This is a genomic window from Streptomyces gobiensis, assembly GCF_021216675.1.
Taxonomy (GTDB): domain Bacteria; phylum Actinomycetota; class Actinomycetes; order Streptomycetales; family Streptomycetaceae; genus Streptomyces; species Streptomyces gobiensis.
Genome location: NZ_CP086120.1, coordinates 131,097 through 151,750 on the forward strand (window position 1 = coordinate 131,097; position 20,654 = coordinate 151,750).

The following is a 20,654-nucleotide window of genomic DNA, read 5'->3' on the forward strand; positions in this document are numbered from 1 at the left end:
CACGGGTGGGCGGGTCATTCCTTCAGCTCGTCGGCCAGCGCACGCAGGGCGAGACGGTAGGAGCCGATGCCGAAGCCCGCCACGGTGCCGCTGGCGATGGCCGCGATGACCGAGGTGTGCCGGAACTCCTCCCGGGTGTACGGGTTGGAGATGTGCACCTCGATCAGCGGGGCGGTGCGCTGGGCGGCGGCGTCCCGCATCGCGTAGGAGTAGTGCGTGAACGCTCCGGGGTTGATGATGACCGGAATCGAGCCGTCCGCGGCTTCATGGAGCCAGCGGATCATCTCGCCCTCGTCGTTGGTCTCCCGGACCTCCACGGCGAAGCCCAGCTCCTTGCCGAGCGTGGTGCACTGCTCCACCAGCCCGGCGTAGGAGGTGGAGCCATAGACATCGGGCTCCCGGGAGCCGAGGCGACCGAGGTTGGGGCCGTTGAGGACATAGACCCGGCGTCCCTGCTCGCTCATGCGGCGATCTCCGCGTGTGCGGCGAGCAGCATGGCCGGGTCGGGGCCTTCCAGGACCGTCGGCCTGGCGAGGCCGTCGAGGACGATGAAACGCAGCCGGTCGCCGCGGGTCTTCTTGTCGACCTTCATGGTCTCCAGGAGCTTGGGCCACTGGTCGCCGCGGTAGGTGATGGGCAGCCCGACCGACTCCAGCACCGTGCGGTGCCGGTCGGCGGTGGCATCGTCCAACCGTCCGGCGATACGGCCGAGTTCGGCGGCGAAGACCATGCCGACGGCGACGGCGGCACCGTGCCGCCACTCATAGCGCTCGTTCTTCTCGATGGCGTGGGCGAGGGTGTGCCCGTAGTTGAGGATCTCGCGGAGCCCGGACTCCTTGAGGTCGCTGGAGACGACCTCGGCCTTGACCTTGATGGAACGCTCGATGAGCTCGGCGGTGTGCGGACCGGCGGGGGTACGGGCCGCCTGGGGGTCTTCCTCGATGAGATCGAGGATGACGGGGTCGGCGATAAAGCCCGCCTTGATGATCTCGGCGAGTCCGCTCACATAGTCATGCACGGGCAGCGAGTCCAGGGCGGCGAGGTCGCACAGCACCCCGGCTGGCGGGTGGAAGGCACCCACCAGGTTCTTGCCCTCGGCGGTGTTGATGCCGGTCTTGCCGCCCACCGCGGCGTCGACCATACCGAGCACGGTGGTGGGCAGGGCGATCCAGCGCACCCCGCGCAGCCAGGTGGCGGCGACAAAACCCGCGACATCGGTGGTCGCTCCGCCGCCGACACCGACGATCACATCGGTACGGGTGAAACCGGTCTGGCCAAGCGCCTTCCAGCAGTAGGCGGCGACCTCGACGGTCTTGGACTCCTCCGCGTTGGGCAGCTGGATGGCGATGGCCTCATAGCCCTGTGCGGCCAGGTCCTCGCGGAGTACCTCGCCGGTCTCGGCGAGGGCTTCGGGGTGCAGCACGGCCACGCGCTGGGCTGCCTTGCCGATGAGGCCGGGGAGTTCACCGAGCAGCTGCCGCCCGATGAGGACGTCATAGGGCGCGGTGCCCGCGCTGCCGCCGACGGTGATCCGGGTGGTGGCTGAAGTGGTCATGCTTGCTTGAGCTCCAATGCGTCGAGGACCGCTTCGGCGACCTCTTCGGGGCTGCGGCCCTCGGTGCTGACGACGGCGCGGGCGACCTCGGTGTACAGCGGGCGGCGCTGTTCCATCAGGGTGCGCCACTGCTGGCGGGGGTTGATGGCGAGCAGCGGGCGGGGGGCGTCCAGGCCGACGCGCCGGACGGCGTCGGCGAGTGCGACGTCCAGGAAGACGACGGGCAGTCCGGCCAGCAGGGCGCGGGTGGACGCGTCCATGACGGCGCCGCCGCCCAGCGAGAGCACTCCGTCGTGTTCGGTGACGGCGGTACGCACCGCTTGCCGCTCCAGCTCCCGGAAGTGCGGCTCGCCCTGGTCGAGGAAGATGTCCGGGATCGGCTTTCCCGCCGTCTCCTCGATATCAGTGTCGGTGTCCCGCATCCCGACGCCGAGCCGCTGGGCGAGCAGGGCGCCGATGGTGGTCTTGCCCGCGCCGGGCGGGCCCACCAGGACGACGGCCGGGCCATGGGTCACTTGATCTCCAGATGGTCGAGGAAGCCGGTGACATTGCGGCGGGTCTCGGTCACGCTGTCGCCGCCGAACTTCTCCGCGACGGCGTCGGCGAGGACGAGGGCGACCATGGCCTCGGCGACGATCCCGGCGGCCGGGACGGCGCAGACGTCCGAGCGCTGGTGGTGTGCCTGGGTCGCCTCGCCGGTGGTGACATCGACGGTGGCCAGCGCCCGGGGCACGGTGGCGATCGGCTTCATCGCGGCCCGTACGCGCAGGAGTTCACCCGTGGACAGTCCCCCCTCGGTGCCGCCGGAGCGGCCGGAGGCGCGGCGGATGCCGTCTTCGGTGGGCAGGATCTCATCGTGCGCCTTGGAGCCGGGCACCCGGGCGAGTTCGAAGCCGTCGCCGACCTCGACGCCCTTGATGGCCTGGATGCCCATCAGGGCTCCGGCGAGCCGGGCGTCCAGCCGGCGGTCCCAGTGGACATGCGAGCCCAGGCCGACCGGCACCCCATGGGCGACCACCTCGACGACGCCGCCGAGGGTGTCGCCGTCCTGGTGGGCCTGGTCGATCTCGGCGACCATCGCCTTGCTGGCGTCCGCGTCCAGACAGCGCACCGGGTCGGCGTCCAGCTTCGCCACGTCCCCGGGGACGGGCACCTGACCGTACGGCGCCTTGGCCGCGCCCAGCTCGACGACATGCGAGACGATCTCGATGCCCGCGGTCTCCTTGAGGTAGGAGCGGGCCACGGTGCCCAGCGCCACCCGGGCCGCGGTCTCCCGGGCGGAGGCGCGCTCCAGGACGGGGCGGGCCTCGTCGAAACCGTACTTCTGCATCCCGGCCAGGTCCGCGTGGCCGGGCCTGGGCCGGGTCAGCGGGGCGTTACGGGCCAGCTTGGCGAGCTCGGCCGGGTCGACCGGGTCGGCCGCCATGACCTTCTCCCACTTGGGCCACTCGGTGTTGCCGACCATGATGGCCACCGGCGATCCCATGGTCAGGCCGTGCCGGACCCCGCCGAGGAAGGTGACCTCATCGCGCTCGAACTTCATCCGCGCGCCGCGGCCGTAGCCGAGCCGCCGCCGTGCCAGGGCGTCCGCCACCATTTCGGTGGTAACCGGCACACCGGAGGGCAGCCCCTCCAGCGTCGCCACCAGTGCGGGGCCGTGTGACTCCCCCGCGGTCAGCCAGCGCAACCTGCTCAACGGTGCTCCTCGGTAACTTCGGCCGTGCGAATGCTCGCCTTGATCCTCCCACGAGCCGGTGACCGTCCCGTGTCACGTCCAGCGTACGGACGTAGTCCCCCGGCGGTGGCTCCCCGGCCTGCCCTGTTGCCGGGCCAGGCCCGCGCAGTCAGCCCCGTGCCTGGGGGGGGGAGGGGTTCCCCGATTCCCGCCCCTTCCCGGAAACCGGGGCTCCGCCCCGGGGCCCCCGGTGCGGCCGGTGGCCGGGTGTTGTGCCCACCAAGCGTCGCGAGCTCCGCCCCGGGGTGGGCCGGAGCGTCGTGGCTGGTGTGGGTGGGTGGTTGCGTAGCAGGGCGGGCCCACGCCCCTCGCGGGGCTGGGGGCACCTCCCAGCGTTAGCTGGGGGAGAGTGCCCACAACACTGGTGGGGTGCTTACTGGGTTAGGGCGGATTCGCCTGCTTTGCGCATGGCGGCCAGGGGGGCCGGGGAGCAGCCGGTCATCTGCTCCACCTGGAGGACCGCCTGGTGGACGAGGAGGTCCAGGCCGCCGACGACCGAAGCGCCACGGTCGCTCCAGGCGGCGGCCAGGGGGGTGGGCCAGGGGTCGTAGAGCACGTCGAAGAGGGTGCCGGGGTGCTCGGGGACGGCCGGGGCGAGGGCGTCGGTGGTGCCCGCCGGGGTGGTGGCGATGACCAGTGGTGCGCTCAGTGCCTGCTGGGCGTCCGACCAGTCGGCGGTGCGTACGGGCACGCCCAGCCGGGCGCCCCAGCCGCGCATCTCGGCGGCGCGGGCCTCGCTGCGTACATAGGCGGTGACCTCGCCGGTGCAGATTCGGGACAGGGCGGCCAGCGCCGAGGAGGCGGTGGCACCGGCGCCGAGGATGGCGGCCCGCTCGACCCGCTCGACGCCGCGCTCGCGCAGCGCGGCGACCATCCCGGGGATGTCGGTGTTGTCACCGAGCCGCCGCCCGTCGTCGGTGAAGACCACGGTATTGACCGCCTCCACGGCAGCGGCGGTCTCACTGACCTCGTGCAGGAACGGGATGACGGCCCGCTTCAGCGGCATGGTGAGGGAAAGCCCGGCCCAGTCCTCGCCCAGGCCGCTGAGGAATGGCCCGATGCCCTCTTCGTCGACCTCGAACCGGTCATATGTCCAGTCGGTCAGCCCCAGCTCCGCATAGGCCGCGCGGTGCAGCACCGGCGAGAGTGAGTGGGCGATCGGCGAGCCAAGGACAGCGGCGCGCTTACCGTCGGACATCAGCCGTCGTTCTCCCTCTTCTTGCGCTGCTCCTCGTTGAACTCCCGCACATGTTCGTTGTGCTCCTCTAGGGTGACGGAGAAGCGGGTGTCGCCGGGTTTGACGGTGACGAAGTACAGCCAGTCACCCTTGGTCGGGTTGAGCGCCGCGTCGATGGCCTGGTGGCCGGGGTTACCGATCGGGCCTGGCGGCAGCCCCGGGTGCCGATAGGTGTTGTACGGCGACTTGAGCTTGGTGTCGTTCACGGTGACGTCCAGGGTGGACCGGCCCAGCGCGTAGTTGATGGTCGAGTCGAAGTCGAGCTTTCCGTTCGTCGCCGTGTTATCGGGTTTCAGACGGTTGTAGACGACCCGGGAGACCTTGCCGAAGTCCTCGTCATCCTGCGCCTCGGCCTGAATGAGGGAGGCTACGGTGAGAACTTCGAACGGGGTCAGGCCGACCTTCTTCGCGTCCGACTCCACCTTCTTGAACTCGGCCTTGGACCGCTTCACCATCTCCTTGAGCACGGCCTTGGGCTCGGTCTTCTTGCCGACACTGTATTTCGCCGGGAAGAGGAAGCCCTCCACTTTGCCGCCCGCCCACTCGGGCAGGGCCAGATTCGCGGACTTGGCGGCCTTCTTGGTGGTGCCTGCTGGGGATTCGGTCTTCTCGTCGATCAGTTTGTAGATCGCCGAGGCGCGCATTCCTTCCGGAATGATGAGGCCGGACTGGCTGGCCGGGTCGAGCATCATGGTCAGGGCCGCGGCCGCGGACATCTCCTTGCGCAGGACATAGGTGCCAGCCTGAATGGTCTGCGCCTTGGTGTTGTTCCTGGCCGCGGCGACGAACGCGTCATGGCTCTTCACCACACCCTCACGCTTGAGGATGTTGCCCATCTGGGAAACCGTGGACTCCGGCGGGATCTCGATATGGACCTCGCCGGTGCCCTGTCCGGCGTAGTCGGGCGCGTCCGCGAAATGGCTGTTGTAGAACGTATAGCCGTAGTAGGCGCCGGTGCCGACGCCGCCCGTGAGGACGAGGGCGACAACCATGCAGGCGCAGCCGCTCTTGCGCTTGACGCTGCCGCGCCGGGAGCGACCGCTCCGACGGCCGCCCCGGGTGGGCGGCTCATCATCGTCGTCGTCCTCGTCCCGGTCGGCGAAGAAGGCGTGTTCGCCCTCGTCGGGTCCGGGGTCCCAGCCGGTGTCCGGGTCCGGTCCCGGCTCCGCCGTCCGCTGCCGCTGGGGCCGGGGCGGCGGATACGCGTCCGGGGTGCCGTAGTAGTCGGGCTGCTGGCCGTAGGGGTTGGGGGGTGGCTGCTGGCCGTAGGGGTCGCCGACCCCCGCGCCGTAGAACTGGTCCGTCCCGCCCTGGCTGCCGTCCCAGTTCCCGTACGGAGTCTGCTGATGTTCCTGAGGCTGTTGGGGATGCTGGGGGTGCTGGGGCTGTTGGGGGTAGTACGGCTCCTGCGGTTGCTGCTGGCCGCCGTAGGAGTCCCAGCTGCTCTGCTGCGCGCCGTCCCATGCCCGGTCCCCATAGAGCGGGTCCTCGGGGTGCCACGGTTGGGAGCCTGGGCCCCGGCCATACTCAGTCATCTGTCCCCTATGCCGTGCTGCGGCAACTGTCCTGGCTCGGACGGCGTTCGAACAGTTGCCGTGTCGCGCGGAACGTTACCGTACGGCGATCAGACAACCACTTCGACGCACTGCCCCGGCGGCTGGCCTGACACCCGTTCGGTCTCCAGGGTGCTCTGCAGGATGACTACCGCGGCTGCCTGGTCTATACGGGCGCGGCCCTTCCTGGCGTTCACCCCGGATGCGCGCATGGACTGTGCGGCGGTGACCGTGCTCATGCGCTCATCCACCAGGCGTACCGGAACGGGGGCGATCCGCTGGGCGGTTTCCTGGGCGAAGGCGCGGACCTTGGCCGCCGCCGGGCCCTCACGCCCGTTGAGGGAACGCGGGAGCCCTATGACGACCTCAAGGGGCTCATACTCAGCGACGAGTTCGGCCAGCCGCCGCTGGGCGGCCGGGATATCGCGTCCCGGTACGGTCTCGACGGGCGTGGCGAGGAGCCCGTCGGGGTCACTGCTCGCGACCCCGATACGGGCGTCCCCTACATCGACGGCGAGCCGTCTGCCGCGCCGCATCAGGCGCTCTCCGCCACCAGGCGCTCAACGGCGGCAAGCGCCTCATCGATGGCGGCCGGGTCCTGGCCACCGCCCTGGGCGACATCCGGCTTGCCGCCACCGCCGCCGCCGAGGGTCTTGGCGGCGGTACGGACCAGGTCACCGGCCTTGAGGCCACGCTCGCGGGCGGCCTCATTGGTGGCGATGACGGTCAGCGGACGGTCCTTGACCACGGTGAAGAGGGCCACCACAGCCGGACGGTCGCCCGGAATGCGGTGGCGTACATCGAGGACCAGCTTGCGCAGGTCGTCGGCGCTGGTGCCGTCCGGCACGCGGCCGCTGGCCAGCGCCACGCCACGGATGTCCCTGGCGCCCTCGGCCAGGCCGCCGGCGGCCTGCAGGACCTTCTCCGCGCGGAAGCGTTCGATCTCCTTCTCGGCGTCCTTGAGCTTGCTGAGCATCCCGGAGATCTTCTCCGGCAGCTCCTCCGGGCGTCCCTTGATCAGCTCGGTGAGCTGAGCGACGACCGTGTGCTCCCTGGCCAGGAAGTTGTAGGCGTCGGTGCCGACGAGGGCCTCGACCCGGCGCACGCCGGAACCGATGGAGGATTCGCCGAGCAGCTTGACCAGGCCGAGCTGGGCGGTGTTGTGGACGTGGGTGCCGCCGCACAGCTCCTTGGAGAAGTCGCCGATGGTGACCACGCGCACCCGGTCGCCGTACTTCTCGCCGAACTCGGCGATGGCGCCCTGCTTCTTGGCCTCGTCCATGCTCATGACCTCGGCGTGGACGTCGAGTTCGCGGCCGAGCACCTCATTGATCTTCTGCTCGACGTCGTTGAGGACCGTACCGGGCACAGCGGTCGGTGAGCCGAAGTCGAAGCGGAAGCGGCCGGGCGAGTTCTCCGAACCGGCCTGGGCGGCGGTCGGTCCAAGGGCGTCACGCAGCGCCTGGTGGGTGAGGTGGGTGGCGCTGTGGGCGCGGGCGATGGCCCGGCGGCGGCCCACGTCGATATGGCAGTAGGCGCCCGAGCCGACGGTGACCTCACCGACCTGGACCACGCCCTTGTGCACGCTGACCCCGGGGACCGGCTGCTGGACATCGCGGACCTTGACGACGGCACCGGAATCCAGCTTGATACGGCCCGTGTCGGCGCGCTGGCCACCGCCCTCGGCGTAGAACGGGGTGCGGTCCAGTACGACCTCGACCTCGTCGCCCTCATGGGCGGCGGGCGAGGAGACGCCGTTCACCAGCAGGCCGACGAGGGTGGCCTCGCCGTCGGTGTGGGTGTAGCCGGTGAACTCGGTGGCGCCCGCGGCGTCGGCGACCTCACGGTAGGCGGAGACATCGGCGTGGCCGGTCTTCTTGGCCCTGGCGTCGGCCTTGGCCCGCTCCCGCTGCTCCTCCATGAGGGTGCGGAAGCCCTCCTGGTCCACGGTCAGGCCCTGCTCGGCGGCCATCTCGAGGGTGAGGTCGATCGGGAAGCCCCAGGTGTCGTGGAGCAGGAACGCCTTGTCGCCGGGGAGCACCTTGCCGCCGCTCGCCTTGGTCTCGGTGACGGCGGTGTCGAGGATGTTGGTGCCGGCCTTGAGGGTCTTGAGGAAGGCGGCTTCCTCGGCGAGCGCGACGGTCTCGACGCGCTTGCGGTCGGTCAGCAGCTCCGGGTACTGCTGGCCCATCGTCTTGAGCACGACATCGACGAGCTCGCCGACGACGGGGCCGTCCGAGCCCAGGATGCGCATATTGCGGATGGCCCGGCGCATGATGCGGCGCAGCACATAGCCACGGCCCTCATTGCCGGGGGTGACGCCGTCACCGATGAGCATCACGGAGGTGCGCATATGGTCGGCGACCACGCGCAGGGCGACGTCCGTGTCCTCGTTCGCGCCATAGCGGACGCCGGTGAGCTCGGTGGCCTTGTCGATCACGACGCGCAGGGTGTCGGTCTCGTACATATTGCGCACGCCCTGCAGGATCATGGCGAGACGCTCAAGGCCGAGGCCGGTGTCGATGTTCTTGCTGGGCAGCTCACCGAGGATCGGGAAGTCGTCCTTGCTCTCGCCGGCGCCCCGCTCGTACTGCATGAAGACTAGGTTCCAGATCTCCACATACCGCTCGTCGTTGACGGCGGGGCCGCCCTCGACGCCGAACTCGGGGCCGCGGTCGTAGTTGATCTCGGAGCAGGGGCCGCAGGGGCCGGGGACGCCCATGGACCAGTAGTTGTCGGCCATGCCCAGGCGCTGGATGCGCTCGGTGGGGACGCCGATGACATCGCGCCAGATCCGCTCGGCCTCGTCGTCCAGCTCGTAGACGGTGATCCAGAGCCTGTCCGGGTCCAGACCGTAGCCACCGTCCGCCTGGGAGCTGGTCAGCAGCTCCCAGGCGAGCTTGATGGCGCCTTCCTTGAAGTAGTCGCCGAAGGAGAAGTTGCCGCACATCTGGAAGAAGGTGCCGTGCCGGGTGGTCTTGCCGACCTCTTCGATGTCCGGGGTGCGGACACACTTCTGCACGCTGGTGGCGCGCGGGGCGGGCGGGGCGACCTCGCCGAGGAAGTACGGCTTGAACGGGACCATGCCGGCGGGGACCAGCAGCAGCGTCGGGTCGTCCGCGATCAGCGACGCCGACGGCACGACGATGTGCCCACGCTCCTCGAAGAAGCTCAGCCAGCGGCGGCGGATTTCAGCCGACTCCATCAGTGGTCCTCTTTTCCGGTCGTACGGTTGATCGGGCCGAGCTGGGCTCGGCGGGCCTGGCCAGGCAGCTGCCTGACGGGTGCGGGGTGGTCGGGGTCCGCGGTGAGGCCCAGGGCTTCGTTCAACTCACTCTCGCGCTGCGTCATTCCGGCGCGTACGTCGAGGGCGAACTCCTTGAGCCGGTGGCCGGTGTCAACGGCCTTGCCGGCGGCGCGTGCGGCAAGCGACTCGGGGGTGAGGCTGCGCAGCTTGCGGTTGACCTTGGTGGTGGCCCAGACGCCTGCGGCGGCGCCCGCGCTGAACCAGAAAGCGCGGCGGAACATGGTGGCTGATCAGTCCTTTCCACCGCGGCGCCGCCACCCGCCGCGCCGGGCGGACGGAACGGTCCGGCTGACGACGACGGTGGACCGGGGCTGCGGGGCCGGTGTGCTCTTGCGGCCGAGTGCGCGGCGCACGCCGTAGCCGAACGCCGCGACCTTCACCAGCGGGCCGCCGAAAGCAGTGGAGACGGTCGAGGAGAGCGCCGAGGCGTTGGAGGTGACCTCCTGGACATCGGACGCGATGGCGTCCACCCGGTCCAGCTGCGTCTGCGCGGAGCGCACGGTCGCCGACGCCTCGCCCAGGAGGGGGACCGCCTGCTCCGTCACACCCGTCACCAGCTTGGTGGCGGCCTTGAGCGTCTGCGCGAGCCTCACCAGCACCACGGCGAGGAACGACACCAGAATCGCCCAGAAGACAGCCACCAGGAGGCCGGCTACCTCTCCACCGGACACGCTGCACCGCTTCCCTCGGGTCGTATGGGGGTCGGCCGCCGCTCACCTGGACGCCGCTCGTCGCGCGCCTGCCGGGTACGGCGGCAGATACCGACCTTATCGCGCCGGGCGCCGCGTCCCTACCGCATTCCCCCGGCGCTCAGCGGGCGGGAATCCCCGGCTGCCCTGGGCGATTGTACGGTCCGCTTACCAACAAGTACGCTCCGTGTGCCATGCGACGCATCCCGCGCCCCGAGCCAGGCTCCCGCGACTCCCCCGCCCCCCGGCGCACGCGGGGCAATCTGCCGGCGGAGCTCAATCAGTTCGTGGGCCGCCGTACCGAACTGGAGCGGTTACACCAGCAGCTCGCCGACGGCCGGCTGGTAACGGTCACCGGTGTGGGCGGGGTGGGCAAGACCCGGCTCGCGGTGCGTGCGGCGGAGCAGCTACAGGATCGCTTCCGCGATGGGGTGTGGCTGGTGGAGCTGTCCATGCTCCAGGACGGCGGGCTGCTGGAGCACGCGGTCGGCGAGGCGCTGGGACTGGCCGACGCCACCGGGCGGCCACCGCGCTCCGTACTCGTGGACCACCTTGCCGAGCGGCGGACGCTGCTGGTCCTGGACGGGTTCGAGCATCTTGTCGACGCGTGTGCCTCGCTCACCCACACCCTGCTGCTCCAGGCGCCGGGCCTGCGGGTGCTGGCCACCGGTCGGCGGCCGATGGGTGTGACGGGCGAGCGGACGTACCCCCTGGCCCCTATGCCCGCACCGGCCCCCCGGAGCAGCGGCGCTGACGCTGCCGGTGAGGGGCACGCGGCCGGTGACGCTGTCGCGCTCTTCGCCGACCGGGCCGCCGCTGTGGTGCCGGAGTTCACCGTTACGCCGGAGAACGTACGGGACGTAGCCGAGCTGTGCCATCAGCTGGACGGGATCCCACTGGCCCTGGAGCTGGCCGCCGGACGGCTGCGCGCGCTGTCCGTACGGCAGGTGCTGCTGCGGCTGGATGACCGTTTCCGGCTGCTGACCGGTGGCAGCCGGGGGGCGCTGCCCCGCCATCAGACGCTGCGTACGGCCATCGGCTGGAGCCATGAGCTGTGCACCCCCGAAGAGCGGCTGCTGTGGGCCCGGCTCTCGGTCTTCGCCGGGCACTTCGATCTTGAGGCGGCTGAGTATGTCTGCTCGGGACCGGATCTCCCCGCGGATGAGCTGATCGATGTTCTGGCCGAGCTGGTCGCGCAGTCCGTGGTGATCCGTGATGAGGGGACCGCCGCGGGGTCTGCGGTGCGCTACCGGATGCTCGACACCGTACGGGCCTATGGCGCCGGATGGCTGGACACGCTCGGGGACACCGCCCGGATGCGGCGGCGGCACCGTGACTGGTACATGGGGCTGGCCACCTGGTGCGAGCTGGACTGGTTCAGCCCGCGGCAGGAGGAGGTGAAGGAGCAGATCGACAGCGAGCTGCCCAATCTGCGGGCCGCCCTGGAGTTCAGCCTGGAAGGCACGGAGGACACTCATCTGGGGCAGTACCTCGCGGGCACCCTGTGGTTCTACTGGGCCGGCTGCGGGCGGCTCGCCGAAGGGCGGCACTGGCTGGACCGCGCCCTTGAGCTGCCCTCGGAGCACGGTGACTCCCGGCTGAAGGCGCTCTGGGTGGTGGGCTATACGGCCGTGCTGCAGGGCGATACGGCCGGCGCGCTCGCAGCGCTTCAGGAGTGCCGTGACGGGGCGGAGCTCACCGGCAACCGGCTGGCCGCCGCGTACGCCCAGCACCGCACCGGCTGTCTCGCCCTGGTCTCCGACGACATGCCGCGTGCCGAGGAACTGATCCGCGGCGCGCTGGCGCGGTACCGGGAGATCGGCGAGCTGAACAGCAATGTGCTCATGGGGCAGGTCGAGCTCGCCATGGCGGTGGCCTTCCAGGGGGATCTGGCGGGCGCGGTCGCGCTCTGCGAGGAGGTCCAGGAGGTCTGCGAGGACCACGGCGAGCGCTGGACGCTGGCCTACGCGCGCTATGTGCTGGCGTATGCCGCCTGGGCCCGGGGCGAGCCGGACAGGGCCCGGGAGCTGCTGGCAGAGTGTCTGGCCATCAACCATCTCTTCCACGATCTGCTCGGCCTGGTACTCGCCGTGGAGCTGATGGCACTGATCACCTCGGCGCGGGGCGACCCGGCTGAGGCGGCCGTGCTGCAGGGCGCGGCCGGGCGGATCTGGCCATCGGTGGGGCTGAAGCTGTTCGGCTCCCGGTACTTCTACGCGCCCCATGTGCTGTGCGAGGAGCGGGCCCGTGCGGCGCTCGGCACGGTGGAGTACGAGCGGCTGCTGCGCGAGGGTGCCCGGCTGGATCTGGCAGCGACCGTGGAGCGCGTGCTGGGCGTACGGGAGCCGTCCCGGCACCGGGGAGCCGTGCCTGCGGCACGGACCGCGTCGGCACATCAGCCCTCCGCCTCCCCGGCCGTGAACGGCGGGGAGGCGGAGGGCTGAGCGCGGTGCGGCTGCGGCTGCTGGAGCCGGTCAGCGGGCGTAGTACTCGACGACCAGCTGCTCGTCGCAGGTGACCGGGATCTCCTTGCGGTTGGGGTCCCGGTCCAGCCGGAAGGCGAGCGCCTCGAGGTTGACCTCGAGGTAGCGCGGGGTCTCGCCATCGGGGGCGTAGCCGCCCTCGCGCGCCACCAGGAAGGGGTGCTTACCGCGGCTGCGCTCGCGGACCGTCACGACATCGTCCGGGCGGACCCGGAAGGACGGCTTGTCGACCTTCCGGTCGTTCACCGCGATGTGACCGTGCACCACCATCTGGCGGGCCTGGTAGATGGTGCGGGCGATACCCGACCGCAGGACGAGCGCGTCCAGACGGCGCTCAAGCTCGACGATGAGGGCTTCGCCCGTCTTGCCGTCGACCTTCCGAGCGCGGTCGTAGGCACGCGCCATCTGGCGCTCACTGATGTCGTACTGAGCGCGCAGACGCTGCTTCTCCAGCAGCCGGACCTTGTAGTCACTGGTCTGCTTGCGACCCCGGCCGTGCTCCCCCGGCGGGTAGGGACGCTGCTCGAAGTACTTGACGGCCTTCGGGGTCAGCGCGATGCCGAGGGCACGCGACTTCTTGACCTTGGGACGCGACTGGTTCACGTTGAACGGACCTCCGTGTAAGTTAGGTGAGGCTTACCTTAGCGGAGGAGAACGTATGTTTCGACCTGGGATCCCCCTGCCCAGCACCGATGACGACGCAGGGACGGGTCAGCCGCGTCCCGTGGAAGAAGACCCTCGGCAGCCGACCGCCGCCGAGCGAGTACGAACCCTCGTGGAGTCCAGCGTATCCGCCGTACTGAGAATTCCCGGCGTCGAGCCCGATGAGCTGGGCTCCGGGGTGCCGCAGTCACGGGCGGTGACCTCCGACGGGGACGTGGTCGTACTGGTCCCGGCCGACTCCCCGGCCGCACGGGCCGCCGCCTACGCCCAGGACGACGACCTCACCGCCGTGATGGAAATCACGGATGTCGCACCGGTCTCGGTGCCCCACCGGATCCGCGGGCGGGCCTGGGTCACCGGCTGGCTGACAGCGGTGCGCGGCGCCGACCGGGGCGAATGCGGCAAGCTGCTCGCCGAGCGCCACCCGGCCGGTCCGCCGGTCAGCGGCCCGGGATGGATGATGCTGCGACTGGAGGTCGGCGAGGCGTATATCGACGATCTGTGGGGTGAGAGCCAGGTCGAGCCGGACGATTTCGCGGCGGCCCAGGCCGATCCGCTGGTGCCGCACGAGGCTGATCTGCTGCAGCATCTGGCGGCCGCGCACAGTGAGCAGGTAGGCGGCCTGTGCGCACTGCTGGGCGAGCGGGAAGGTCCCTGTGCCGCGGGGCGGCGTGCGGTACCACTGGCGCTGGACCGTTTTGGGCTGCGGGTGCGGTACTGCGGAGAGAGCGACGGGTTCGACGCGCGCTTTGAGTTCCCGGAGCCGGTGGCTGACGTGGCGCAGCTGCGGCGGGCCATGCACCGGCTGTTCGAGGCGGCTGCGGTGGAGTAGCGCTACCGCTCGTCGGGCAACGGCTCGTCGCGCAGCCGGGCGCGGACGCGTTCGGCGACGTCGGCATACCGGGCCTCGGCGCCGTACCGGGTGGGCTCGTAGTACCGCTTGCCGTGGATCTCATCCGGGGCGTACCGCTGTGCCGCGATGCCGCCGGGCAGATCGTGCGGGTACTGATACCCCTTGCCGTGGCCGAGCTTGTCGGAGCCCTTGTAGTGGCTGTCCCGCAGATGCGGCGGCACCGGTCCGGCGAGCCCGGCCCGGACATCCGCGAGCGCGGCGTCGATGGCCAGGTAGGCGGCGTTCGACTTGGGGGCCAGGGCGAGGGCCACGGTCGCCTGGCTGAGGGTGATACGGGCCTCGGGGAAGCCGATCATCGCCACGGCCTGGGCCGCCGCCACCGCCGTCTGCAGGGCGGTGGGATCGGCCAGACCGATGTCCTCGCTGGCGGAGATCATCAGCCGTCTGGCGATAAAGCGCGGATCCTCCCCCGCCTCGATCATCCGGGCCAGATAGTGCAGTGCGGCGTCCACGTCCGAACCACGGATGGATTTGATGAGGGCACTGGCCACGTCGTAGTGCTGGTCACCATCGCGGTCGTACTTCACCGCGGCCCGGTCGACAGCCTCCTCCAGCGTCGCCAGGGAGATCGCGCTCTCGCCCTTGGCCATGGCCGCGCCCGCTCCGGCCTCCAGCGCGGTCAGCGCCCGGCGGGCGTCGCCGCCTGCTATCCGCAGCAGATGGCCTTCGGCGTCCTCGGGGAGCGTGACCGCCCCGGCCAGGCCCCGGGCGTCGGTGACCGCCCGGCGCAGCAGCCCGCGCAGATCGTCGTCGGTCAGCGACTCCAGAGTGAGCAGCAGGGAGCGGGAGAGCAGCGGGGAGATCACCGAGAAGTACGGATTCTCGGTGGTGGCCGCGATCAGCGTCACCCAGCGGTTCTCAACGGCGGGCAGCAGCGAATCCTGCTGGGCCTTGCTGAAGCGGTGGATCTCATCGAGGAAGAGGACCGTGTCCTTGCCGTACGCGCCGGAGGAGCGCCGGGCGCCGTCGATGACCGCCCGCACTTCCTTGACTCCGGCGGTGATGGCCGACAGCTCGACAAAGCGCTTCTCGGTCGCCTGGCTGACCACATAGGCGAGGGTCGTCTTGCCGGTGCCCGGCGGCCCCCACAGGATCACCGAGGAGGAACCGGCCGGGCCCCCGCCGCCTTCACCGACCAGGCGGCGCAGCGGGGATCCGGGGCGCAGCAGATGCTGCTGGCCCACGACGTCATCGAGGGTGCGCGGGCGCATACGGACGGCCAGCGGGCTGGCGGATGGATCCTGCGCCTGGCGTTCCTCTGCGGCGGCGGTGAACAAGTCGGGCTCCACGGTGGAACCCTAAACGACGCCGCTGACAGCCCTGGCGGGCCGGAGGGGCCTCGCCTTTTTGCCGGTATGCGGCTCCGCCGCGTGGCGGGGCTTCGTCGGGCGGCTTAGCTGGTCCAGAAGTCCCACCAGCGGGTCAGGATCAGCATGCCGATAATGCCGACATGCACCACCGGCAGCACCCAGTGGAACTCGAGCACGCCGCGCCGCAGCGCGGCCGGGGCCGGAATGATGTTGTGCCGCAGGTTGTGCACAAGCGTGTACCAGAACATAAAGATCGTGGCGACCCAGGCCAGGTTGCACCACAGGCACAGCGAGTTGATGACATACAGCGACTGGTACATCAGCCAGGTACAGAAGGCGACGCCGAAGAGAGTGCCGCCCTGCAGACCGAGCCAGAACCAGCGGCGGTGCCTGGCGCCGGAAAGCGCCGCGACCCCGATGGCGATCACCACGGAGTAGGTGACCAGGCCAAGCATGGGATTGGGGAATCCGAAGGCCGATGCCTGGTCGCTCTCCATGATGTTGCCGCAGGAGACGATGGGGTTCAGGCTGCAGCCGGGGGTGAAGCTCTCCCCGGCTGCCTTCGCCTCCAGGAGCTTGAACTTGTCGATCGTGATGACCCAGGCTGCGAGCAGCCCTGCCGCCCCGCTCACGATCAGCAGCCAGGCGAAGGAGCGGCTCGCCGCGACGGCACCCCGCGATGGCCCGTTCTGGCCAGTGCCGGCCGTGTCAGCGGGTGCCGTCGTCGTCATAGTGTGTGTCGTCCTGTCGTCCGAGGTCTGCTGACTATTGTGCATCAACGACTCAGGGGTCAGCCGAGTTTCGCGAGCACTTCGGCCACCGCCGTATCGAGTGCGACCGCTGTCTGCTCACCGCTGTCCAGGTCCTTGATCTGGAGCACCCCCTCGGCGAGGTCGCGCTCGCCCAGCACGAGTGCGTAGCGGGCGCCGGAGCGGTTGGCTGACTTCATGGCGTTCTTCATGCCCTTGCCACCGTAGGCAAAGTCCGCCGCCACACCCCCACGGCGCAGTTCGGTGATCACGCCGAAGAGGGCCCGCCGGGCCTCCTCACCGATCGGGACGGCGAACACATCGGTGCGCGACGGAAGCTCCAGCGTGACGCCCTCCGCACGCAGCGCGAGCACCGTACGGTCCACCCCGAGCGCCCAGCCGACGGAGGGCAGCGCCGGACCGCCGATCATCTCCGAGAGCCCGTCGTAGCGGCCACCGCCGCCGACGGCGGACTGAGAGCCAAGGCCATCGTGGACGAACTCAAAGGTGGTGCGGGTGTAGTAGTCCAGGCCACGGACCAGCTTGGGATCGTCCTCGAAGGCGACACCGGCGGCGATGAGCAGTTCACGCACCTGCTCGTGGTAGATCTTGCACGCCTCACAGAGGTGGTCGCGCATCATCGGGGCACCGATGAGCTGCTGCTGTACGCTATCCCGTTTGTCATCGAGGACCCGCAGCGGGTTGATGTCAATCCGCTGGCGGGTGTCCTCATCGAGGTCGAGGCCGCGTAGAAAGTCCTGGAGTGCCGCCCGGTAGACCGGGCGGCACTCGGTGTCCCCCAGCGAGTTGAGCAGCAGCCGGAAATTCTGCAGGCCCAGGGACCTGTAGGCGTCGACGGCCAGAATGATCAGCTCGGCGTCCAGCGCCGGGTCCTCGGAGCCCAGCGCCTCGGCGCCTACCTGTGAGAAGTGCCGGTAACGACCGGCCTGCGGCCGCTCGTAGCGGTAGTACGAGCCGGAGTACCAGAGCTTCACCGGCAGCGCGCCACGGTGCAGATTCGCCTGGAGGGCGGCGCGCAGCACGGAGGCGGTGCCCTCGGGGCGCAGGGCCAGCTCATCACCGCCCTTGGTGGTGAGGGTGTACATCTCCTTGGTCACGATGTCGGTGGACTCACCGACGCCGCGGGCGAAGAGGGCGGCCTGTTCAAAGCCGGGCGTCTCGATATAGCCGTATCCCGCGCGCTTGAGTGGCGCGGCGATCGCCTCGCGCACCGCCAGATAATCAGCCGAATCCGGTGGAATCAGGTCATACGTGCCCTTAGGGGCGGAAAAAGTGCTCACGGATTGTTCTCGCTACATTCCTCGTCGTGGGGCGGCCGTCGCGCCGCCGCCAGGGCCGCCCGCTGCCACATCCCGCATAAAGGGATTGGTGGCGCGTTCGCGGCCGATGGTGGTCTGGGGGCCATGGCCGGACAGCACCACGGTCGAGTCATCGAGCGGCAGGCACACCCGTGCCAGCGATCCGAGGAGCTCGGCGTGGTCGCCGCCGGGCAGATCGGTACGTCCGACGGAGCCGGCGAACAGCAGGTCGCCCGAGAAGAAGACCGGTGGAACGTCGTCCTGCTCGGGCAGCTTGAAGGTCACCGACCCCTTGGTATGACCTGGCGCGTGTGCGACGGTCAGCTCCAGACCGGCCAGCTCCAACCGCGATCCGTCCGTGAGCTCCTGGACATCGTCCGGCTCTCCCACGGTCAGCTCGCCCATCAACGGCTGCCCGATGGAGCGGCCCAGCCCCTTCTCCGGGTCGCTCATCATGTAGCGGTCGGCGGGGTGGATCCAGGCCGGGACACCGTGGGCACCGCAAACGGGCACCACCGAGGCCACATGGTCGAGATGGCCATGGGTGAGCACCACGGCGACCGGCTTCAGCCGGTGCTTGGCGATGGCCTCCTCGACACCTTCGGCGGCCTGGTGGCCTGGGTCGATGATCACGCACTCCTCACCAGCGGCGGGGGCGACCAGATAACAATTGGTCCCCCAGGCCCCGGCGGGGAACCCGGCAATGAGCACGATCGTCCTTCAGTCGTCCGGCAGAGGGTTGGGCAGTTCAGAGCCTACCGGCGGCGGCGCGGCCGTCGCGAACCCGTATACGGTACGGGCAACCTCTGGCACGTATGTACGCATGGTCCGAAGGAGACGTCCCGTGGTCAGCAGTGAGCAGCGGCGCAAGCAGCTCGCGCAGCAGAAGCTCGCCCGCCAGGAGCAGCGGCGGGCCGCCGCGCGCCGGAAGGCGCGGATCCGGAACTCAGCGATCGCGGGCGGACTCGTCCTGGTGCTCGCGGCGGGCATCGTGTATGCCACGGGCGCGCTGGGCGGCGACAGGAACGACGACGGGGAGAAGGACAGTGGAGACACCAAGGCCTCCTCGGATCTCTGCGAGAAGCCCGCGAAGGGCGAGCCGAACGGCAAGCAGTGGAAGAAAGAGCCGAAGATGGCGATCGACACCTCAGCGTCGTACGTCATGAACCTCGAGACCACATGCGGCGATATCGGCATCAAGCTGGACGCCGCGAAGGCACCGCGTACCGTGAACTCCTTCAACTTCCTGGCAGGTAACGGGTACTTCGACCACACCCGCTGCCACCGTCTGGTCGACCAGGGCATCTATGTGCTGCAGTGCGGCGACCCGACGGGTACGGGCCAGGGCGGCCCCGGCTACACCATTCCGGACGAGAATCTGAAGGACCCGAAGGTCAAGGACAAGGTCTACCCGGCCGGCACCGTGGCAATGGCCAATACGTACAACGCCCAGACCGGCAAGGGCCGCAACACCGGCGGCAGCCAGTTCTTCCTGGTCTACGAGGACAGTCCGCTGCCCCCGGACTACACCCCGTTCGGGACGGTCAACACCGGCATGGACGTGCTGAGGAAGATCGCGGAAGAGGGTTCCGTCAGCGATCCGCAGATTCAGGCCACGGTGCCGAAGGCGAACGTGGTGATCAACAAGGCGCCGGTCAGCAAGAGCTGAGACATGCCAAGCGTGGAATTTCGGTCGCGCTGGATGCGGACAGCCTGGCCGCCGGTCGCCTATGTTGGCGTTGTGTAGGGTGCCTGCTCCGGCCAGGCGATCAGCCCAGGCGATCAGCATTGTGAACCATTCCGAAGAACAGTCGGCCGGACGACAACTGTGGACGATGCCGGGGGTGCGGTGCCCCGTCGGTGTCATGTGGAGGAGGCGCTGTGAGCAGCGACCCGTGGGGCCGCGTCGATGAGACGGGGACCGTGTACGTGCGTACCGCCGATGGCGAAAAGGTCGTCGGCTCATGGCAGGCAGGCTCCCCAGAGGAGGCCCTGGCCTACTTCGAGCGCAAGTACGAGGGCCTGGTCGTGGAGATCGGCCTCCTTGAGCGCCGGGTGAAGACCACCGATCTGTCGGCCAAGGACGCGATGAGCGCGATCGGGCATCTGCGCGAGCAGGTGGACGCCCATCACGCGGTCGGCGACCTGGACGCGCTGCGCAAGCGGCTCGACAAGCTGACTGAGACGGTCGAGGCCCGTCGTGAGGAGCGCAAGGCAGCCAAGGCCAGGCAGTCCGAGGAGGCACGCAAGGCCAAGGAAGCGCTGGTCGCCGAGGCTGAGGAGCTTGCGCGCAGCGAACAGTGGCGGGCGGCCGGTGAGCGGCTGCGCGCACTGGTCGACACCTGGAAGGGCCTGCCCCGGCTGGACCGCAAGACGGACGACGAGCTGTGGCACCGTTTCTCCCATGCCCGCTCGGCCTTCTCCAAGCGCCGCAAGGCGCACTTCGCCGCGCTGGACGCGCAGCGCGAGGAGGCACGACAGCGCAAGGAGAAGCTGGTCGCCGAGGCCGAAGCGCTCTCGGACTCACGGGACTGGGGCCCGACGGCCGCCAAGTACCGCGAGCTGATGCAGGAGTGGAAGGCCGCGGGCCGGGCGCAGCGTGAGCACGAAGATACTCTGTGGCAGCGCTTCCGTGGTGCACAGGACGTCTTCTTCCAGGCACGCGGTGAGGTGTTCGCGGAGCGGGACGCGGAGCAGCGGGAGAACCTGGCCCGTAAGGAGGAGCTGGTCACCGAGGCCGAGAAGCTCCTGCCGATCACCGACCTCAAGGCGGCGCGGGCGGCCTTCCGGGCCATCAATGAGCGCTGGGACGCCGTTGGTCATGTGCCGCGGGACGCCCGGCCGAAGATCGAGGGCCGGATGCATGCTGTGGAACGGGCCATCCAGGAGGCCGAGGAGGCCGAGTGGCGCCGCACCAACCCGGAGGCGCGGGCACGGGCGGCCGGGCTGACCGGACAGTTGCAGGACGCGGTCGACAAACTCCGTGCGCAGGCCGAGAAGGCCCGGGCGGCGGGGAACACGGCCAAGGCCGAGAAGCTGGAGAAGGAGCTGGCCGGCCGGCAGGAGCTGCTGGACCAGGCACTCAAGGGCTTGGAGGAGTTCGGCGGCTGAGGGGTTCCGGCCGGGGCGGGAGGTGGGGGT

19 protein-coding genes are annotated in these 20,654 nt (G+C 69.8%); 4 read left to right on the top strand and 15 right to left on the bottom strand.

Translation table 11 applies throughout. The features are described from left to right. Positions 1–14: 14 nt before the first annotated feature. The 10 genes from aroQ to test1122_RS00680 all read right to left on the bottom strand — a co-directional run bounded on the left by aroQ (position 15) and on the right by test1122_RS00680 (position 10,058). The gene (gene aroQ, locus test1122_RS00635) at positions 15–464 is read right to left on the bottom strand and encodes a type II 3-dehydroquinate dehydratase (RefSeq protein ID WP_232267184.1); all 450 of its coding nucleotides are present in this window, start codon (positions 462–464) and stop codon (positions 15–17) included. Further along, positions 461–1,555, bottom strand: a complete 1,095-nt coding sequence (aroB, locus tag test1122_RS00640) for a 3-dehydroquinate synthase (RefSeq protein WP_232267185.1) — start codon at positions 1,553–1,555, stop codon at positions 461–463. Before aroB ends, aroQ begins: the two co-directional genes overlap by 4 nt. Further along, positions 1,552–2,070, bottom strand: a complete 519-nt coding sequence (locus test1122_RS00645) for a shikimate kinase (RefSeq protein ID WP_232267186.1) — start codon at positions 2,068–2,070, stop codon at positions 1,552–1,554. Before test1122_RS00645 ends, aroB begins: the two co-directional genes overlap by 4 nt. Then, a complete protein-coding gene (gene aroC / locus test1122_RS00650; RefSeq protein ID WP_232267187.1) occupies positions 2,067–3,251 on the bottom strand; it encodes a chorismate synthase in 1,185 nt (394 codons plus the stop codon). Before aroC ends, test1122_RS00645 begins: the two co-directional genes overlap by 4 nt. Positions 3,252–3,663: 412 nt before the next feature. Continuing rightward, positions 3,664–4,488, bottom strand: coding sequence for a shikimate dehydrogenase (locus test1122_RS00655; RefSeq protein WP_232267188.1), 825 nt, complete (start codon positions 4,486–4,488; stop codon positions 3,664–3,666). Next, positions 4,488–6,062 (bottom strand): endolytic transglycosylase MltG, encoded by a 1,575-nt coding sequence (mltG, locus tag test1122_RS00660; RefSeq protein WP_232267189.1) that lies wholly within the window; start codon positions 6,060–6,062, stop codon positions 4,488–4,490. Before mltG ends, test1122_RS00655 begins: the two co-directional genes overlap by 1 nt. A gap of 89 nt (positions 6,063–6,151) precedes the next feature. After that, a complete protein-coding gene (gene ruvX / locus test1122_RS00665; protein WP_232267190.1) occupies positions 6,152–6,616 on the bottom strand; it encodes a Holliday junction resolvase RuvX in 465 nt (154 codons plus the stop codon). Then, entirely contained in the window at positions 6,616–9,285 is a 2,670-nt protein-coding gene (alaS, locus tag test1122_RS00670) for an alanine--tRNA ligase (protein WP_232267191.1), read from the bottom strand. Before alaS ends, ruvX begins: the two co-directional genes overlap by 1 nt. Further along, positions 9,285–9,608 (bottom strand): DUF6167 family protein, encoded by a 324-nt coding sequence (locus test1122_RS00675; protein ID WP_232267192.1) that lies wholly within the window; start codon positions 9,606–9,608, stop codon positions 9,285–9,287. The genes alaS and test1122_RS00675 overlap by 1 nt, the downstream gene beginning before the upstream one ends. Positions 9,609–9,617: 9 nt before the next feature. After that, entirely contained in the window at positions 9,618–10,058 is a 441-nt protein-coding gene (locus test1122_RS00680; RefSeq protein ID WP_232267193.1) for a DUF948 domain-containing protein, read from the bottom strand. A gap of 212 nt (positions 10,059–10,270) precedes the next feature. Between test1122_RS00680 and test1122_RS00685 the strand changes: the two genes are divergently transcribed. Continuing rightward, a complete protein-coding gene (locus tag test1122_RS00685; RefSeq protein WP_232267194.1) occupies positions 10,271–12,520 on the top strand; it encodes an ATP-binding protein in 2,250 nt (749 codons plus the stop codon). A gap of 30 nt (positions 12,521–12,550) precedes the next feature. Here test1122_RS00685 and rpsD read toward each other — a convergent pair whose 3' ends face one another. Then, positions 12,551–13,162, bottom strand: coding sequence for a 30S ribosomal protein S4 (gene rpsD / locus test1122_RS00690; RefSeq protein ID WP_232267195.1), 612 nt, complete (start codon positions 13,160–13,162; stop codon positions 12,551–12,553). A 55-nt stretch (positions 13,163–13,217) separates the two neighbouring features. Between rpsD and test1122_RS00695 the strand changes: the two genes are divergently transcribed. Then, complete coding sequence (locus test1122_RS00695) at positions 13,218–14,054, top strand: DUF2470 domain-containing protein (protein ID WP_232267196.1); 837 nt, start codon at positions 13,218–13,220, stop codon at positions 14,052–14,054. Positions 14,055–14,056: 2 nt separating this feature from the next. On the opposite strand, the gene test1122_RS00700 is transcribed toward test1122_RS00695, so the two are convergent. The 4 genes from test1122_RS00700 to test1122_RS00715 form a co-directional block, all read right to left on the bottom strand. Continuing rightward, the gene (locus tag test1122_RS00700; protein WP_232267197.1) at positions 14,057–15,424 is read right to left on the bottom strand and encodes a replication-associated recombination protein A; all 1,368 of its coding nucleotides are present in this window, start codon (positions 15,422–15,424) and stop codon (positions 14,057–14,059) included. Between the two features lie 104 nt (positions 15,425–15,528). Next, entirely contained in the window at positions 15,529–16,176 is a 648-nt protein-coding gene (locus test1122_RS00705; RefSeq protein WP_232267198.1) for a vitamin K epoxide reductase family protein, read from the bottom strand. A 59-nt stretch (positions 16,177–16,235) separates the two neighbouring features. Further along, complete coding sequence (gene hisS / locus test1122_RS00710) at positions 16,236–17,495, bottom strand: histidine--tRNA ligase (RefSeq protein ID WP_232267199.1); 1,260 nt, start codon at positions 17,493–17,495, stop codon at positions 16,236–16,238. Positions 17,496–17,507: 12 nt separating this feature from the next. Continuing rightward, positions 17,508–18,224 (bottom strand): MBL fold metallo-hydrolase, encoded by a 717-nt coding sequence (locus test1122_RS00715; RefSeq protein ID WP_232267200.1) that lies wholly within the window; start codon positions 18,222–18,224, stop codon positions 17,508–17,510. A 133-nt stretch (positions 18,225–18,357) separates the two neighbouring features. On the opposite strand from test1122_RS00715, the gene test1122_RS00720 reads away from it, so the two are divergent. Both test1122_RS00720 and test1122_RS00725 read left to right on the top strand, forming a co-directional pair. Next, a complete protein-coding gene (locus tag test1122_RS00720) occupies positions 18,358–19,182 on the top strand; it encodes a peptidylprolyl isomerase (RefSeq protein ID WP_232267201.1) in 825 nt (274 codons plus the stop codon). 212 nt (positions 19,183–19,394) lie between these two features. Then, a complete protein-coding gene (locus test1122_RS00725; protein ID WP_232267202.1) occupies positions 19,395–20,624 on the top strand; it encodes a DUF349 domain-containing protein in 1,230 nt (409 codons plus the stop codon). Positions 20,625–20,654 lie beyond the last annotated feature (30 nt).

Bases quoted from the DNA above. Each gene is read 5' to 3' on its own strand.
- aroB (WP_232267185.1), bottom strand. From the start codon at position 1,555: ATGACCACTTCAGCCACCACCCGGATCACCGTCGGCGGCAGCGCGGGC.
- ruvX (WP_232267190.1), bottom strand. From the start codon at position 6,616: ATGCGGCGCGGCAGACGGCTCGCCGTCGATGTAGGGGACGCCCGTATC.
- alaS (WP_232267191.1), bottom strand. From the start codon at position 9,285: ATGGAGTCGGCTGAAATCCGCCGCCGCTGGCTGAGCTTCTTCGAGGAG.
- test1122_RS00655 (WP_232267188.1), bottom strand. From the start codon at position 4,488: ATGTCCGACGGTAAGCGCGCCGCTGTCCTTGGCTCGCCGATCGCCCAC.
- aroQ (WP_232267184.1), bottom strand. From the start codon at position 464: ATGAGCGAGCAGGGACGCCGGGTCTATGTCCTCAACGGCCCCAACCTC.
- test1122_RS00685 (WP_232267194.1), top strand. From the start codon at position 10,271: ATGCGACGCATCCCGCGCCCCGAGCCAGGCTCCCGCGACTCCCCCGCC.
- test1122_RS00675 (WP_232267192.1), bottom strand. From the start codon at position 9,608: ATGTTCCGCCGCGCTTTCTGGTTCAGCGCGGGCGCCGCCGCAGGCGTC.
- test1122_RS00695 (WP_232267196.1), top strand. From the start codon at position 13,218: ATGTTTCGACCTGGGATCCCCCTGCCCAGCACCGATGACGACGCAGGG.
- mltG (WP_232267189.1), bottom strand. From the start codon at position 6,062: ATGACTGAGTATGGCCGGGGCCCAGGCTCCCAACCGTGGCACCCCGAG.
- test1122_RS00705 (WP_232267198.1), bottom strand. From the start codon at position 16,176: ATGACGACGACGGCACCCGCTGACACGGCCGGCACTGGCCAGAACGGG.